Annotated in this window: 16 protein-coding genes; 7 read left to right on the top strand and 9 right to left on the bottom strand. The window is 43.3% G+C overall.

What is annotated here, in order from left to right:
• The first annotated feature begins 171 nt into the window (after window positions 1–171).
• The gene (locus M886_RS06550; protein WP_011033762.1) at window positions 172–384 is read left to right on the top strand and encodes a histone family protein; all 213 of its coding nucleotides are present in this window, start codon (window positions 172–174) and stop codon (window positions 382–384) included.
• A gap of 75 nt (window positions 385–459) precedes the next feature.
• Here the strand turns inward: M886_RS06550 and M886_RS06545 are convergent, their stop codons facing one another.
• From M886_RS06545 to thpR, 4 genes are all read right to left on the bottom strand, one after another.
• The gene (locus M886_RS06545) at window positions 460–723 is read right to left on the bottom strand and encodes a DUF362 domain-containing protein (protein WP_015412113.1); all 264 of its coding nucleotides are present in this window, start codon (window positions 721–723) and stop codon (window positions 460–462) included.
• Between the two features lie 211 nt (window positions 724–934).
• Complete coding sequence (locus M886_RS06540) at window positions 935–1,447, bottom strand: COG2426 family protein (RefSeq protein WP_011033760.1); 513 nt, start codon at window positions 1,445–1,447, stop codon at window positions 935–937.
• A 237-nt stretch (window positions 1,448–1,684) separates the two neighbouring features.
• Complete coding sequence (locus M886_RS06535) at window positions 1,685–2,689, bottom strand: replication factor C small subunit (RefSeq protein WP_048036587.1); 1,005 nt, start codon at window positions 2,687–2,689, stop codon at window positions 1,685–1,687.
• Window positions 2,690–3,021: 332 nt separating this feature from the next.
• Window positions 3,022–3,579: an RNA 2',3'-cyclic phosphodiesterase gene (gene thpR / locus M886_RS06530; protein ID WP_053228871.1), complete on the bottom strand. Its 558-nt coding sequence runs from the start codon at window positions 3,577–3,579 to the stop codon at window positions 3,022–3,024.
• Window positions 3,580–3,995: 416 nt separating this feature from the next.
• On the opposite strand from thpR, the gene M886_RS06525 reads away from it, so the two are divergent.
• Both M886_RS06525 and M886_RS06520 read left to right on the top strand, forming a co-directional pair.
• Window positions 3,996–4,871: a DNA integrity scanning protein DisA nucleotide-binding domain protein gene (locus M886_RS06525; RefSeq protein WP_048050899.1), complete on the top strand. Its 876-nt coding sequence runs from the start codon at window positions 3,996–3,998 to the stop codon at window positions 4,869–4,871.
• Window positions 4,872–5,031: 160 nt separating this feature from the next.
• Window positions 5,032–5,751 (top strand): DUF1614 domain-containing protein, encoded by a 720-nt coding sequence (locus M886_RS06520; RefSeq protein ID WP_011033754.1) that lies wholly within the window; start codon window positions 5,032–5,034, stop codon window positions 5,749–5,751.
• Between the two features lie 529 nt (window positions 5,752–6,280).
• On the opposite strand, the gene M886_RS06510 is transcribed toward M886_RS06520, so the two are convergent.
• The 5 genes from M886_RS06510 to M886_RS19305 all read right to left on the bottom strand — a co-directional run bounded on the left by M886_RS06510 (window position 6,281) and on the right by M886_RS19305 (window position 13,565).
• Window positions 6,281–8,506, bottom strand: coding sequence for an S-layer protein domain-containing protein (locus M886_RS06510; protein WP_048050897.1), 2,226 nt, complete (start codon window positions 8,504–8,506; stop codon window positions 6,281–6,283).
• 396 nt (window positions 8,507–8,902) lie between these two features.
• Window positions 8,903–9,955 carry an mRNA surveillance protein pelota gene (locus M886_RS06505; RefSeq protein ID WP_011033752.1) on the bottom strand — a complete coding sequence of 351 codons (1,053 nt, stop codon included), beginning with the start codon at window positions 9,953–9,955 and terminating at the stop codon, window positions 8,903–8,905.
• On the bottom strand, window positions 9,952–12,291 hold the full coding sequence (gene rqcH, locus M886_RS06500) for a ribosome rescue protein RqcH (protein WP_048050896.1): 2,340 nt from the start codon (window positions 12,289–12,291) through the stop codon (window positions 9,952–9,954). Before rqcH ends, M886_RS06505 begins: the two co-directional genes overlap by 4 nt.
• A 266-nt stretch (window positions 12,292–12,557) precedes the next feature.
• On the bottom strand, window positions 12,558–13,385 hold the full coding sequence (locus M886_RS06495; protein ID WP_048050895.1) for a formylglycine-generating enzyme family protein: 828 nt from the start codon (window positions 13,383–13,385) through the stop codon (window positions 12,558–12,560).
• A 48-nt stretch (window positions 13,386–13,433) separates the two neighbouring features.
• On the bottom strand, window positions 13,434–13,565 hold the full coding sequence (locus M886_RS19305) for a hypothetical protein (protein WP_268745851.1): 132 nt from the start codon (window positions 13,563–13,565) through the stop codon (window positions 13,434–13,436).
• Window positions 13,566–13,729: 164 nt separating this feature from the next.
• Between M886_RS19305 and priS the strand changes: the two genes are divergently transcribed.
• The 4 genes from priS to M886_RS06475 all read left to right on the top strand — a co-directional run bounded on the left by priS (window position 13,730) and on the right by M886_RS06475 (window position 16,526).
• Window positions 13,730–14,974 (top strand): DNA primase catalytic subunit PriS, encoded by a 1,245-nt coding sequence (gene priS / locus M886_RS06490; protein WP_048050894.1) that lies wholly within the window; start codon window positions 13,730–13,732, stop codon window positions 14,972–14,974.
• Window positions 14,940–15,665 (top strand): hypothetical protein, encoded by a 726-nt coding sequence (locus M886_RS06485; RefSeq protein WP_048050893.1) that lies wholly within the window; start codon window positions 14,940–14,942, stop codon window positions 15,663–15,665. Before priS ends, M886_RS06485 begins: the two co-directional genes overlap by 35 nt.
• A 387-nt stretch (window positions 15,666–16,052) precedes the next feature.
• Window positions 16,053–16,331 carry a 50S ribosomal protein L44e gene (locus tag M886_RS06480; protein WP_011033746.1) on the top strand — a complete coding sequence of 93 codons (279 nt, stop codon included), beginning with the start codon at window positions 16,053–16,055 and terminating at the stop codon, window positions 16,329–16,331.
• 6 nt (window positions 16,332–16,337) lie between these two features.
• Entirely contained in the window at window positions 16,338–16,526 is a 189-nt protein-coding gene (locus tag M886_RS06475) for a 30S ribosomal protein S27e (protein WP_011020692.1), read from the top strand.

Genomic DNA, 16,526 nt, shown 5'->3' with positions numbered 1-16,526 from the left:
AAAAAAAGATAAAAATAGGCTTTACAAAGTAAATAGAGGGGAAAAAGAGCATTAAAGGCTGAATAAGATGGAAAGGAAACTCCGATATAAGCAAAAGTATTTATAGAATCTAAATACAAAAACAGAGATTAGAAGGAATTTATATTAAATAAAAGAAGCTTGGAGGATAATATGGCAGCAAAAGTTATACCGTTCGCACCAATCGAGCGTTTAATAAGGACAGCGGGTGCTCACAGAGTGAGCGAGAGTGCAGGAATGGCTCTTACGGAGATTCTGGAAGAATACGGGCTTCAAATATCAAAAGAGGCTATAAAGCTTGCAGAGCATGCGGGCAGGAAGACCGTAAAGGCTGAAGACATAAAACTAGCTAAAGAAATGCTGTAAATAATTCTGCTGGATAATAAAAAGAACTGAAAAATGCTGAAAAACAGCATTTTACCTATTTTTACCTGAGACTGGTTATGCAGTTGCGGCTTCAACCTCAACTACTGAGAGGGATTCCACAGGACAATTCTTTGAGCAAGCCCCGCAGCGGATGCAGATTTCGTCATCAATTATTGCCATTCCATCAATGATCCGGAGTGCAAGTTCGGCAGTTTCGGGATCAAAGTCATCGCTTTTCATTGCTTTTGCGTTCACGGGGCAGACGGAATAGCATATCCCGCACCCAATACACTTTTCAGACTGAACTATCTTTTTGTTTTTTTTATCTGCCTTTGCCATTAGAGTCACCTCAAAAATACGATAGAATTGCCAGACAACGGGGAATAAGCCGTATGAGAAGCTGTAAAAACAGGGCTGGCTGCAAATATAAAGAGAAATTTATATTTGTTCTGTCTATGCTATATTTGATATTTTTAAGATATATGAATATTTCGAAAGCCTGACCTGAAGGTCATGCCAGCGAAAAGGTTTCGAAAGCCTGACCTGAAGGTCATGCCCCTAAAATAAGTTCAAACAGGCTCATTCCTGTCATGGTAACAGCGGTTACAATAATTCCTGCGATCAATATGCCTGCAGCAATTGCAGGAAATGAATTCCTGAACTTTATTCCAAACACAAAAGCTGCTGCGCATCCCGTCCACGCCCCGGTAACAGGCAGAGGAATGGCAACGAAGAGCGTCAGGGCGAGTAGCCCGTATTTCTCAAAATTCTCAGTATGGTTCCTGCGGGTTCTTGAAAAGAGCCACGTAAAGAATATATCAAAGATACGGTAGCGACGCAGGTAATTCGAAACCGGCTCAAGGAAGAGAAGGAGTGGGATTACAGGGAGAAGATTTCCGAGAACCGAAAGGAAATAAGCCTCAAGAGGTTCCATGTGGTAGATACCCATTGCAACAGGGATTGCACCTCTTAATTCCGAAACAGGAATAGCTCCAATAAGCAGAACTGCAAGCCAGTGAGGCACAGAAGCCAGCATTTCTACCAGTAAGTTTTCAACGGACATGATGATCAGGAGTGGTAATTATAATCTTTTAAAAGAAAAGGCTCTTTTGAACGGCCTTTTCCATTTACTTTTCAGAGATCTGGAAATAGAATTGAAGTATTGATATAAATACCGCATGTGAAATATATTTTTTAGAATTACGGATTATTTCACAACTTATTTTTTCACAACTTATTTTTTCACAACTTATTTTTTCATAACTTATTTTTTCATAACTTATTTTTTCATAACTTATTTTCATTCTTCTCTCGATAGAGCAAAATGTGCAAGCAGGGCTTCCAGCTGGATTTTTTCGCTTGCTCCTTCAGTCAGTCTGAAGTCTGTTTCCCCGATAATATCCACAAGTCCGACAATATCCCTTTCCGAAAGCCCGAGGTCCAGAATCATGAGGTTATCCATTTCGGAAACCACCCTGTATATCTGCCCCACGATATCTTCTCCGGAAAGCCCTTCTTCATAAAGAAGCCTGTTAAGCTCTTTTCTGGCAACCCTGAAGTTTCCGCGCAAAGCGGTTTCAATCAGGTTTTTAATCTCCTCAGGGTTCGCAGTTGCCGTGGTCCTGTAAATGGTTTCCCTGGAGATAGGTTTTTCGACATCAATGAAAGCGGCAGCCTGGAGAGAGTTGACAGCTTTACGCATATCCCCCTGAGCTACATAAATCAGGGCTTCATACCCACCATCTGTGATGGACAGGTCCTGTTCTTTAGCAATATACTCAAGACGTTCTCTGATGGCCTTATCGGAAAGCCTCCTGAACCTGTAAACCGCACATCTGGACTGGATAGGCTCAATGATCTTGGAGGAATAGTTACAGGAAAGAATAAAACGGCAATTGCTGCTGAATTTTTCCATCGTCCTGCGGAGTGCGGACTGGGCATCCGAGGTGAGGGCATCAGCTTCATCAAGGAAAATGATTTTGAAAGGGGCTCCGCCCATAGGAGCGGTTTTTGCAAAGTTTTTGATTTTATTTCGGACAATATCAATACCTCTTTCATCGGAGGCATTGAGTTCCGTAAAATTTTCCCGCCATAAATCTTCTCCGAAGATCTCCCTTGCTATTGAAACTGCAGAAGCTGTTTTTCCTACACCGGGAGGGCCGGAAAAGAGGAGGTGAGGAAGGTTTTTAGTTGCCACATAAGACATCAGGCGCTCGATTGTTTCTTCCTGTCCTGCTACCTGATTAAGCCTGACAGGCCTGTATTTTTCAATCCAGATCTCTTCTTTAATCTTAAAGTCCTCCATTTGTGCTTGCACCTTAATTAGAGAAGATAATATTTAAACTTTCGAATGTTTTCGATATTTCTGGTATATCGACCGCATTTCGAAAGAAGAATACTAAAGAGAACGCCATCCCGGATATATAATTTTGGGATTGCCTGCCAGGGTACAGAATCAGGAATAACAGATAGAAGATTACATCATTAAATTTAGACAGTTGACGGTTTGAGATATTCCATTATTTTAGCACTCTCAGGTTTTATGAGATAATAATTATCAGAACACAGAAAAAGACTGACAGGTAGAAAAGAACCGGTCAGAGCTGAAAGGGCGATTAAATTTCCTAAAAAAGTTAATCAGTCAAGGTATACCGTATGCAGAGTCTCATAGATAGGACCTTCAGGAGTAAGAGTACTTTTTTTAAGAAGAACTTTGTTCACCTGCATACTTCCAATCTCGATATTCTTTAATTCTTTAAGGATATTTATAAAAGAATTTTTTTGATCTTTATTCAGAGATTTTACCCTTGCAAGAGTCGCATGGGCAGTAAAACCTCTTTCTTCCTCTTTGAACCCGAAGGGTTTCAGTACTGTTTCCACATCATTGTGAAGAGTTTCAAAGTTTCCTGCCGATCTCAGCCACAGGACTTTAGGGTTTGAAGGCTTAGGAAAAACCCCAAGACCCCCGATTTTTGCTTCGAAAGGCTCGCACATAATGGAATCAAGAGCTGCAGCAATGGATGGGACCTTTGATTCTTTAATATCGCCCAGAAACTTCAGGGTTATATGAACAATTTCGGGGTTAACAAACTTCAGGTCAAACTCTGAAAACCTTTCCTGAACCTGGCGGATTTTCTCCCCGAAACCAGGATCTAGCTCCACTGCGACAAATGTCCTTATCAACGCTTTCACCATTATAAATTAGAAAGAAGAAACAGAAAAACGTTTCTATAGGTTTATGTTTTCGAAAAAACAGATCCGGAATATAGATACCCTGAAGAATTGTAAACTCGTGTGAACATAATAACAAATAGAAAAAGAAAAGGAAATAAGTATCTGAAGTTGAGAAAAAGATAGTAAAGAAAAAGAGAAAAATGGGGTCAAACACAGAACAATTATAATATATCAGATATTACACTAGAAAATAAACAGGCTTATTAAGTATGCAGTTACCGTTAATGTTAACTGCAAGAAATAATGTTAACCGGTGGAAATAACACTTATCCACAGAAACAATAATTAACTTAAAAATCCAACACCAGATTATAAAAATAAACTTAGAGTAAAAAAGCAGGACTTATAAAATGATTGCGTAAAAAGGGGTGAGTGACATGGAAAGAGCACGTGTAATTGCAGAAGCGGCAGCCCATATTTCCCGGGAACTCGGTGCTGTCGCAATTATGGTCTCCGGAGATTTGAATTTTGAAGGGATTGAAACCGGAGAAATTCCTGTATATTATATTTCCATGCGCCCTAAAAGCATAATAGACCACCTCGTAGCAACCAGCAAAGATGGAAAAAGTCCTGTAAAAGAACTGGGTGATCAGCTCACCAGGGAAGCTTCGGGAAATGTTGAATACGTGCAGCATGCCGCAGCTATAGAATACGCACTTGAAGGCCCCAAAAACGGGATTGTGGTAGGGGTTATTGAAACCCGCGGGTCCAGCTCCATTATAGTCCATAACCTGGATGACAACCCTCTCATAAAAGCTATGAAAGAATGTGAAGAGAGAGTCAACCCTGAAGTAATGAATGCAGTCCTGAAAATCGCTTTTGATATCGCCCTTACGGGCAGGGAAGGAAAAAAAATAGGGGCTGCCTTTATTGTGGGTGACTCCGAAGAAGTCCTTAAACGCTCTCACCAGATAATCCTTAACCCTTATGAAGGCCATGAGGAAGCCCACAGAAACATACTCGACAGAAGAAACTGGGAGTCTATAAAGGAGTTTGCCCTGCTTGACGGGGTTTTTGTAATAGACGAGACTGGCATTGTCCGTGCAGCAGGGAGATACCTTGACGTGGACGGAAAAAATATAGATATTGAAAAAGGGCTTGGTGGACGTCATGTCTCAGCAGCTGCCATCAGCAGGGATACGGTAGCAATTTCAGTTACAGTTTCAGAGTCAGGTGGAGTCCTCAGAGTATATAAAGACGCAAAAGAAACCATTTGCATGGAGTCCTTACAACCTGCATCCAGATACGTATGAACCTGGAGTGCAGAAAAAATTAACTGATTTTTAATTCCCTGACTATTATTTCCGGTTCTATGGTTTTTCTCACAGTTATGAAAAGCCCGGGATATTCATTAATAAAGAGAAAGCACATACCTTTTAATATGCAAAAAACCGGAAAACAGAGAGTAGTCCCATGAGCAGACAGATTTTTTACATGCCTTTCAGCCTGAGATTCCTTTTCTTATTAATAATCATAACAATCTTCGGACTGGGTTCTCTGTTTCTGGGAGTCATAGTTTCTGCTTTCATGAAAATAGGATTTTCCGCAGAGGACGCCCTCTTAATTCTCTTCCTGTCTCTCCTTGGAAGCGGAATCAATATCCCGCTGACAACTCTGAAATCCGATATTCCGGTCGTCAAGGATAATTATATAAAGTTCTTCGGGATTTCCTACAGGATTCCTACCCGCCAGATTGTCAGGAATGAAACCTTACTTGCTATCAATGTGGGAGGAGCGGTTATCCCTGTCCTGATTTCCGCTTACCTTCTTACGCAATTCCCTTCTTCTCTCCTTCTTGCAGGAGCCGGTGTGGCGATTGTTGCAATTGTGACTCATTCCGTAGCAAGACCGATCAAAGGAGTGGGTATTGCAACCCCTGCTCTGATCCCACCCCTTACATCTGTCCTTTCCGCAGTCCTGCTCACCTCGATAGTCCATATTCCAGGCTGCCCTGCAGAACCGTGCCGTGTTATTATTGCCTACACCGGAGGAGTACTCGGGACCCTCATAGGAGCTGACCTGCTTAACCTGGGAAAAATTAAGAACCTTGGAGCTCCGGTTGCAAGCATAGGAGGAGCAGGCACCTTTGATGGGATATTTTTAAGCGGGTTTATCGCCCTTCTCCTGATCTGAAAAAATCCTCCTGACCTGAGAAAATCCTCCTGACCTGAGAAAATCCTCCTGACCTGAGAAAATCCTCCTGACCTGAGAAAATCCTCCTGACCTGAGAAAATCCTCCTGACCTGAGAAAATCCTCCTGATCTGAAAAAAGCAGTCTCTAAGTAACTGGCATATCCATTTCAGAACATGGAGAAATACCTTATCTGTCCCCCTGAACCGCACTGTATCCTTTAGTGTCAGTCAGGCTAAGATCTTTCATAATCATGACCGTGTTTAAATAAAAAAATCTGTAGTGACCTTCATCGGAATTGTGGTCTTGCAAAAACGGATAGTGTTGCGACACAATTGCAACTACAAAAAGTAATAAGGTTTCCTGTCCCGAGGCGCAACTCGAGAAAGAAACCCTAAAAATTCAAAAAAGATAGGAGAGATAATTCTCAAAGAGAACAGGCTTCTAAGAGAATAATACTCCATTATATTTCTTACCTGATATTTCTTACCTGATATTCCTCACCTGATATTCCTCATATGGAATAACAGATTAGCTCTTTCTTCTGAGAGCCAGACACATCATAACCCCGATAATTCCGGAGATGATTCCAAATCCCGGAAGCTTTGTAGAGGAACCCTCCGCAGCTTCTTCAGGGTGACTTTCCTTATCTTCCATGCCTGCTGTTCCAGAAGATGGAGCTGTCCTGTGATCTGCTGAGACATTTTCAGACTCGTTTGATTCTGAGGTTATATTAGTCTCCTCTGTGGAATTAGCTATCGGCACGGTGGCATTTTTGTCTTCAACAACCACATCTGTCGCAGGATAGATGATGTACCCTTCAGGGGAAATGCTGCCTTTTCCTTTATCCGAGGTCTGGAAGTACCAGGAGTCGGTGAAGTAGTTCTTTTTATCCTTATCAAGGTTCAGGGTAATACACTTTGAATTTTCAAGGACAATTCCGTCTTTGGAAGTTTCTATTACCTCAAATCCCTGGTATTCATCCCCGTTTTTGATAATAAGGATGTCATCTTTGTCAATAAGCCAGGTATACTTGAAAACTGCAAAGGAATCGGTAGCGCTCATGAAAACCGAGTCAACATAGGTGATGAAGTAAAGCTGGTCAGTCCCGTCTCCGAAGTCAGCAGTTGCGGTAAAGATCTGGTTTTCTACAGTCCCGTTTGCGTTCACAATTCCGGACTCGAGTTCTTCACCGTTTTTGGATAAGGAGAACCATACCTTGTCACCCTCAACATCTACCTGGTTTACGGTCAAAGAGTAGCCTTTGCCAAGGTCCCAGACATCACCCGATTTAAGAACTTTTTTATCACTGCTGCCCTGGGTAATGACGATATTTGCAAGCTGGCTTGCATCATTTTCAACCGTAACATATGGTTTTCCGAACCAGGGAAGTTTGTAGTAGAACATCCCGCCAAGTTCGGGAGGAATTGTACTGGCAGTAAGCCCAAGATCGGAAACAAGGTCGTATTTGTTAGAGAACTGCCTTGTAGAATACAGAAGCTCTCCTTCGCCTATAACATGGTTTCCGGGATTGTTTACACCTAGTTCGTCCTGCCCGTCTTTATCAACGTACTGAAGGCGTTCTCCCCACCAGTCTTCAGAGGCTACAAAATTCTTGTGTTTGTTTACAGGGTAGTTAAAGCCTCCAAAAGTGGCCGCATTCCAGTAAAAACCATCGGATGAAGTAACACCTGTGTCAACAGGCATTCCTCTCAGAGTATAATTTCCAGGTTTGTCCAGATCTTTTGCAAGGCGGATAATGTATCCTTCAGGGGAAGTGCTGCCTTTTCCTTTATCGGAGGTCTGGAAGTACCAGGAATCGGTGAAATAGTTCTTTTTATCCTTATCAAGGTTCAGGGTAATAGACTTTGAATTTTCAAGGACAATTCCGTCTTTTGAAGTTTCTATTACTTCAAATCCCTGGTATTCATCCCCGTTTTTGATAATAAGGATGTCATCTTTGTCAATAAGCCAGGTATACTTGAAAACTGCGAAGGAATCGGTAGCGCTCATGAAAACCGAGTCAACATAGGTGATGAAGTAAAGCTGGTCAGTCCCGTCTCCGAAGTCAGCAGTTGCGGTAAAGATCTGGTTTTCTACAGTCCCGTTTGCGTTCACAATTCCGGACTCGAGTTCTTCACCGTTTTTGGATAAGGAGAACCACACCTTGTCACCCTCAACATCTACCTGGTTTACGGTCAAAGAGTAGCCTTTGCCAAGGTCCCAGACATCACCCGATTTAAGAACTTTTTTATCACTGCTGCCCTGGGTAATGACGATATTTGCAAGCTGACTTGCATCATTTTCAACCGTAACATATGGTTTTCCGAACCAGGGAAGTTTGTAGTAGAACATCCCGCCAAGTTCGGGAGGAATTGTACTGGCAGTAAGCCCAAGATCGGAAACAAGGTCGTATTTGTTTGAGAACTGCCTTGTAGAATACAGAAGCTCTCCTTCGCCTATAACATGGTTTCCGGGGTTGTTTACACCTAGTTCGTCCTGCCCGTCTTTATCAACGTACTGAAGGCGTTCTCCCCACCAGTTTTCAGAAGCTACAAAGTCCTTGTGTTTGTTTACAGGGTAGTTAAAGCCTCCAAAAGTGGTTGCATTCCAGCAAAAACCATCGGATGAAGTAGCATTTGTATCAAAAGGAGCCCCGCAAATAGACGGACCCGCCAGACCCGGTACAGGGAGCATCAAACAGATTGTTAACGCTATCAAAAGCGCATGCAAAAATCTCTTAATACCGAAATTCATAAACACCATCACTCATTTTAATATAAATTTAATAATTAATTCAACGGAGGAATTAATTATAAGCAAATATTATTATAAACAAATCTAAAAGTAACAACAAATAAAGAAGAGTAGTTAATAAATTTTACGAATTTGAATCAAAAATAAGAAAGATAACACTGAAACAGGACATAAAAAATAAAAGAGCTGCTTCCCTCTCCTCAATGTCAGGGGGAAAGGAATTAACATTAGAAAGAAAACAAAAATAAGAAAATAAAATAACGAAAAAATAAAAAACAAAAATACAAAAAATGAATGAAAATTTAAGTAAATAATAGACAGTTAACGGCTGAATATTAACAGGCCTGCACAGGATCTTAACAGGTCTGCACAGGGTCTTAACAGGTCTGCACAGGGTCAGCCTGTTACTTTGAAACGGAGCAAAGCTGCAATTCCTCCAAGTTTGTGAAGTTTTTCTCCGGGCTCAAAGGCCGTGCTGAACACAACAACTTTTCCCTGAGCCTGTTCGACCTCCATAAGTAGTTTATCTATATCCTCACCTTTTTCCCGCCCTTCACGCAGCGTTTCGTCAGCTATGAGCAGGGTTTCAACAGCCCCGTAACCAAGAGCATTTTTCACATCTGCAAAACCGTAAGCTGCTTTTCCGTCCATAGAGATTTCCCTGATAAGGTCTTCCATGAGAGAGGATTCCCGGGCTATTCGGGACTCCTGCATGATCCGGTCCACCGCTCCTCTGCGGAGCACCTCCTGAAACCCGGACATACCTATCATGGACGTATCTTCAGTCAATGCCTTAGAAGCCATTTCAGACTCAGTTTCATTAAAATATTTCAGGAAATCTTCTTTGGTGAAACCGGGCCCTGCAATCACTATGGAAGCGTCTTCAGGAACTGCGTGCCTGAGCTGTTCAACAATTTCCCTGAAAAACTCATTCCTGAGCCCGGTCTCCCGCTTCCCGGAGGACTGCCTGATATGAGAATAGACTTCGATTCCATAGTGGCGCACAAACCCGATATCTGCGTCACCCTCCTCAACCGCTACAATAACAACTTTTGGGCGCTTTCCTGCTTCTTCGGCGTCCTGAATGCGCTGGAGCTGGTCGTTCTTCCAGTGCTCCTTAATGATGGAAATATTGGTCCCTATTTCCACATTGAGTGTGTGATAGGAGCCTGTGTCCATTCCGTGCTCAATCGGCCCGTGTATTCTCAGCCTGTTTGCAAATTTATGGAACTCCAGTTCTTCAACCCTTATCCCCAGCCTTACCTTTACCTTCTCAACCTTTTCCGGGCGGAGTTTGTCGCTTGCAGAATCGGCTTTCCTTCTGGTCAGAGCAAAGACCATGTCACCTTTTTCAATAATATACTTCAGGTGCCAGAGATCGTCAAGAGTCTCGGCTGTTACGGCAATTTCCCCTTCCCGGCCTTTTAGAGAACGGTTTGTAACCCTCATTCCTTTTTCACTCCGCGTATTTCAATTATTTCTTCATTTCCCTCTCTGGCTTCAGCTTTAACTTTTACTTCACTGCCTTCCCCTATTTCTTCTGCAAATTCTTCATCTGCGAACTCTTCTCCTGCATTTTCTCCAGATTCTTCATCAATTTCACCTTTAAGGTCTTCAAATCCGGCTTCCATTTCAGGGGTTTCGTATCCTTCACCCTCAGGCCCGAAACCCTGACCTTTCTTTTCCGGCTTCTGGTTCCTCAGATCTGATTCTCCGGCGGGGATCATCATGGCAATCTGGTCAGGAGATGCAATTTGCTTCACAAAACGAGGGTCATTGAGTTCATCTGCATAAATCCTGTAGATCTTTTTTGAAATATCATTCTGATTGAATTTGCCGGGAATAATTTCAAGAATATAGTCTCCGTGCTTCCTGACCGCAGAAGCAGGCCCTCCAATAATCCTTGTCTCGCCTTTAAGCTCAAGACCAACTGCAATGCCAAGAGGGACGTCTTTGAAGTAATTGCGCTCACCGCGGATAACAAATGCCCCTTTTTTCAGGTACTCTCCGGATTCCGGGGTCTTTGTCACCTGTTCAGATTTAATCCAGTAACAGTCACCGCTGAACTGTCCGGCTTTCCAGAGGCTCGAATAAGAAACCGCAAACTGTGAAACTTCCTGAAGCGTGGAGTCCGGAACCTCCTTCCCTCCGGTCTTTACAACCGTAAGAGGAGCGCCCGGTGTCTGTGTATGAAAAACGATGTCTCTTTTTTCCATGTACTTTTTGAAAATTTCTTCGTTGGTATCGGCATCCCTGCCGCCCACGACCAGGAAGCCGTCTGAAGATACAAACCACCTGAACCGGTCATACCAGTGCTTTTTCCGGGAAGCCTGCAGCTTCCTGCCAGCTTTTGCAGATTTTGTAGCAGCCTTTTTCTCCATAGCTTTTTTAGTGTCCTCAATAGCCCGGATAGCTCCGTCCTTCTTTTTGGTGAACTTTTTAACCTTTTCATAATATTCCTGGGCATTCTGAGGCACAGTCTTCCGGATATCAAGATTTATGCTCTTTCCGTCGAGATTGACAGTTACAGTTCCGGTTTTCTGGTCAATATTAGTAATTGTCTGGGCTGCAGGAACGGTCTTTTTTGCCTGTTTCAGGATGGAGCGAATTTCATCCCAGGAATAACCTTTTGCCCTTGCTCCGTTAAGTACTGAAAAAAGCTCTTCGATAATCTGGTAATTGGCATATACGGTTTCTGCAAGGGCATTGTTTTTCTCAATTTCCTTTTCGAACTTTGCAAGGCTCTCTTCCTGCTGCATGAGCCGCCTTTCAAAGACCCCGAGCGTTTTTTCCTTCTTTTCGGCTTCCTTTACCTCTGCCACCTGCTCAAGAGCCTTTTTCCCGAAAAACTCATCAAGTGCAGTATTAAAGGAATCGAAATATTCTTTTTCGTATTCTGAATAACGGTTAAGGTCAAAAGGCACTACATCGAAGGTTTCCATTTTCCCATTAATTTCCTGCTTTATATGCTGAGGCCTGAGCCCCGGAATAAGAGGTCCGGTTTCTGCTCCGGGCCTGTCTTCAATTTCAGCACCGCCTTCAGGCTCGCCTTCAGTTCTGGCAGCGTCCCTCGCTCTGAATAGAGGGGAAAAAAGGTCCTGAAGCGCCTCACGCAGCTTTTCAGCATCCTCTACTGTAGCTTCTTTTGCAGGCCTGGACTTGTTTATTCCTGCGCGTGCACAGGCTTCTTCTGCCAGGACTCCTCCGAGGTTGAACCTTGTAGCAATAGTCCGGACTATATCAGCCGTTGATTTAGAAAATGCATCCATAAGGTCGGAAACCTTAGCCTCGATGGGGCTCAACTGCGCCTCCGGAAGCTCGTAAATTTCTCCGCTCCTGAGCCTGCGGTCCTTGAGGGTTACGGGGTTCATGGGCAGGATGATTTTGTTTTCCGAATCCACTATCAGGACATTGCCTCGCGCAAACAGTTCAACAATAAGTGTGCTTCTGACTCCAGCCCTCTCAATCCCTATTTTTATAATCCTGTCAAAGTCATGCTGCTCGACGGATACGATCCTGCCTCCCATCAGGTATTTTCTCAGAAGCATGGGGAAAGCCTGAGGAAGAGTGGGGCTTGGCCGGATGTGTTTTGTCATATGGAGGCGCTTTCCTGCCTCAATAACCAGGTTGTCCCTTCCCTGGTGAAAAACGTAAAGGTTGATGCGTATCTCCTCGCTGGCTGGCTGGTAGATCTTTCCGATCTTCGCATCAATAATAGACCTGGGACCTGCTGACAGTTCGGCAACAACCGCAGCAACGTCTGCACTTGACATATCCTGTTTCATGAAGTGGATATAAGAGAGGATTCATGTATAAGTGTTACTGTAGAATTCTTTTTACAGTAGTCAGATTTTAATCGCCCGAATTGCGCCTCGGGAGTACGCGGTCCTTTTCGGTCGCTTTGCTCGCTCAAGAGGACTAAGCTTTGTTTATTTAATAGTGATCTGAATTAAGAGGGGTGCGTCAGGATAATGAAACGAAACCGGGAAAGCTGATAGATAAAAAAGACAGTTAGAGAAGTCTTTGAGGAATTAAAAAGAAGAGAAAAAACTTATAATTCCCTCACAAGCCGAAATCCAAGATTTGCTAAACGTTTGTCAGGCTCGCGGCTGAAACGGGAAGCTGAGCGGCAGGAATCGGTAGAGCAGTACCAGCTTCCCCCACGAGAGACACGATTGGAGCTGTTTCCGTCTTCCCATGCGCTTCCGTCAGAAGGAGCCCCATTATAGTCTTCGTGCCAGCTGTCCTGAACCCATTCCCAGACATTACCGCACATATCGTAAAGGCCCCAGCGGTTAGGTTTTTTTCTGCCAGCAGGATGGGTTTTACGGCCTGCATTCCTGGCGTACCATGCATAATCGCCAAGTTTGGATTCATCTTCACCAAAAAAGTACCTGCTCTGCGTACCTGCTCTGCATGCATACTCCCACTCGGCTTCGGAAGGCAGGCGGTATTTTGTGGTGTTTTCCATTGCGTTCAGTTTTCCAATAAATTCCTGAACATCTTCCCAGGAAACCAGCTCAACAGGACGGAAATCTTCATTAAAATTCGACGGACTGGTCCCCATTATAGTTTTCCATTGTTTTTGAGTAACCTGATATTTGCCGATGTAAAACGGATTTTTAATCGTAACCCTGTGGACCGGAGATTCGGAGTATGACCTGCCTATCTCTTCGGGAGAGGACCCCATTAAAAATTCACCGGCAGGTGCCATTATGAATTCCATACCTGTAGACGGACTGATAAATATTTCAAAAGCCTCCGTGCTTTCAGGTTCTGTCGCACCGGCAGGGTCTTCAACCCGGTCTTCAACTTCGTTCTTTTTCAGATAGTACCGGATTGTATTAATATGATTTATAATACTGATTTTACTTCCCACAGAATTTACCCCTAGAAGTTCTTACTCTCCATTATGTTCTACAGGTTCTCAGATCCCATAATCATTGACAAGGATAATTATATGGAAATAATATATATTAGTAGGAATCATTCCTAAGTCTCTTATTGATTTTATACTTATTGCAGATGGTCTCTTTTCTATGAATTCCTTCTCATCCATAACAGGAATTTTTCCATTACAGCCTTTCTTTAAACTGTTTTTAAAGAGGCCGGAAAAGCAGGCAAACTATTTTAAAAAAGCCTCATATAAACAAAAGTAAAATATGAGTTATTCTATCATAAGAGACCCCTAACCAAGATCCAAAAACCCTGAACCCCGAAACCATGGACAGCAGAACAACCCGTTATTTAAAATCCTGTTTTCAAAAATACTATAAAACCGCTGAGATAGGCCTCCCTGACCACCTGCCTAACAGAGAGTGGGCTTTCATCTTTTATGACGATATGCCGGAAAAAATGATGCACAGGCACAAGTCTTTCGGCTCGCCGGGAGAAGCTCTGGATTACCTTTACGGCATGGCTCCTGCACATGTTTACAACTCTACTGCTTATTACGAATACCCTGACGCACGAAAAATGAATGAGAAAAACTGGCTTGGGGCAGAGCTAATTTTTGACCTTGACGCGGACCACCTGCCTAATGCCCCGAGAAATTATGCAGACATGCTTGAGCTTGTAAAGAAAGAGACCCTCAAGCTCATGGATTTTCTTCTGGATGATTTTGGATTCTCAGAGCAGGAGATCGAACTCGTATTTTCCGGAGGAAGGGGATACCATTTCCATATTACCAGCCCGAAAGTCCTGACGCTCGGGAGTTCGGAAAGGAGGGAGATCGTGAACTATGTCAGCGGGAAGGATATTGATTTTAAGTATTTTTTCAGGGAAGTTGCAATGGACGGGGATTTTGGGACCGGTTCGAAGTCGTTCAAAGGGATCAAAAACCTTCCAGTGAAGTGCACGCTTGTAGGATACGACAGCGGGTGGGGAAAGAGAGTTGCACTTTACCTTACTGATTACATGAAAGCAGAGTGCGGAAAAAAATATAAAAAAGATATGTTTCCCGAGCTCCGAAAGCATGAGAAAGTAGGGGATACCACAATCAAAAAACTGATTAATATTACTAACAGTGAAAACGGCTTAAAAGATATTCTGGAGAGAGGAAGGCTGGACTTCGGCGTAAGAAACTTTAAGGAGATTGCCGCATATTTCATGCAGGAATCTATGGAAAATTTCCTTAACCGTTTTGGAGCCAGTGTTGATGAACCCGTGACTGCCGACATCAAAAGACTTATCCGTGTCCCCGGGTCCCTTCACGGAGGCTCAGGGATGCTGGTCAAAAAACTTGCTTTATCCGAACTGGAAGAGTTTAACCCGCTGAATGACGCAGTTGTTTTTGGTGAAAGACCGGTAAAAATAACCGTTTCAAAGCCTTTCTCAGTACAGTTAAAAGGCAAGGATTTAAGAATAGAGGAAGGCATACAGGAAGTTCCGGAATATGCAGCCGTATATCTGATTTGTAGAGGTGTTGCTGAGTATGGATATAGAAGGAATCAGCCAGACGCTGTATAAAGAAAAAAACCAGACCTTAAAAACAATTCCGGCTGATTTTTATCGGGAAGCCGAAAAATATATCCGGGAACTCGAGAAAGAAATAAGCAAAATAAACAATCCCCGTTCTCCGGAATCAAAGATGCTCAATGACGAGCATGAAAGGGCACTTTCCGACCTTGAGACCATTTTTATGAAGAGAATAGGGAAGGTTATTACCAGGGCAACGATCCAGTCTCACGCTGATAAACCTATCTCAAAGGATATTGAAAAGCTGCTTCCTGCGGAAAAATTGCTGTATGACCTCGTGCTTCAGGGTATCGAAGCTGCAAAAGTCGAGCTTTTAGGGCCTATTCTTTATCCGGATTCAGGAAAGACTGCTAGATGGCCCTGTGTATGGTCATCAAAACAGGCCCCTGCCCCGGGCAATCCGGAAGCAAAGAAAGGAGACGAAATAACCGCATCTGCAGAGGGAAAGGAAAACGGGATAGATACGGGCAAAAACAATATAAACGAAGAATATGTTGTTGTCCGGGTACTGAAGGATCTACCTACTTTCACAGGTGCAGACGGCCGGAATTATACGGTCAACGCTGAAGATGTTGTTGTTTTGCCGCAACTGAATGCAACCGGGCTGATAAAACGAAATGCAGCAAAACTGATTGCTGCCGGGGATAAAAGCTCAGAAGAGAAAATTTTCGAAAAGAATTGAAACATGCAGCTTATTTTAGCAAGAAAACAGCCGGGGACAGACTCAGTAGAAAGCCTGCAAACAGCAGTTTCATGCACCATGAGGAAGGAAGCACTTCAGTTAATAGTATTAGTATTTATATGTGTAGCTATATCTGTGTAGCTTAACCTTGTTAGCGTGCTTTGACCTCGTCTCTGATAGAGACCGCAACTCAGATTCAGGGGTAAAAAGAGGTCAGATTATCTCAAACTCATCAATCAAAGGCTTCCCAAATAAAATACTTTCCAGGAAAAATAAAACGCCATACGTAACGCCATACGTATATTAACAAGTATATTAAACGATGCTTTTCCGCAAAAGCCGGGAATGCACACAAATACCAATAATCAATAAAAAAAGGTGTAAAGAATGAAGATTCCAAAGAGATTCAGAACTTACTGCCCGTTCTGTAAAACCCACCAGGAACACGTAGCAGAGAGGGTAAAAAAGGGACAGGCTTCATCAATGACTCACATTGCAAGGCAGAAGCAGAGACAGCAGGGCATAGGGAACAGCGGAAAGTTCTCAAAGGTGCCTGGTGGCGACAAGCCAACAAAGCGCATCTGGCTCAGGTACCGCTGCACTGTATGCAAGAAAGCCCACCAGAGACCCTGCTTCAGGGCAAAGAAGTTCGAGTTCAAGGAGTAAGATAATATGGTAGACTATACCCAGAGACCAAAGAGCAGGTTCCTGCGCGTAAAGTGCAATGACTGCGAAAACGAACAGATCATATTCGGAAGCGCAAGCCGCAAGATTACCTGCGTTGTCTGTGGAAGAACCCTTGCCGAACCAACCGGTGGAAAATCTACAATTACCACTCACATCCTGGAAGTGCTTGAATAA

It is taken from the genome of Methanosarcina soligelidi (genome assembly GCF_000744315.1).
GTDB classification, from domain to species: Archaea; Halobacteriota; Methanosarcinia; order Methanosarcinales; family Methanosarcinaceae; genus Methanosarcina; species Methanosarcina mazei.
The sequence above is the reverse complement of the archived record's forward strand: the minus strand, read 5'-3'. Positions and strand labels throughout refer to the sequence as shown.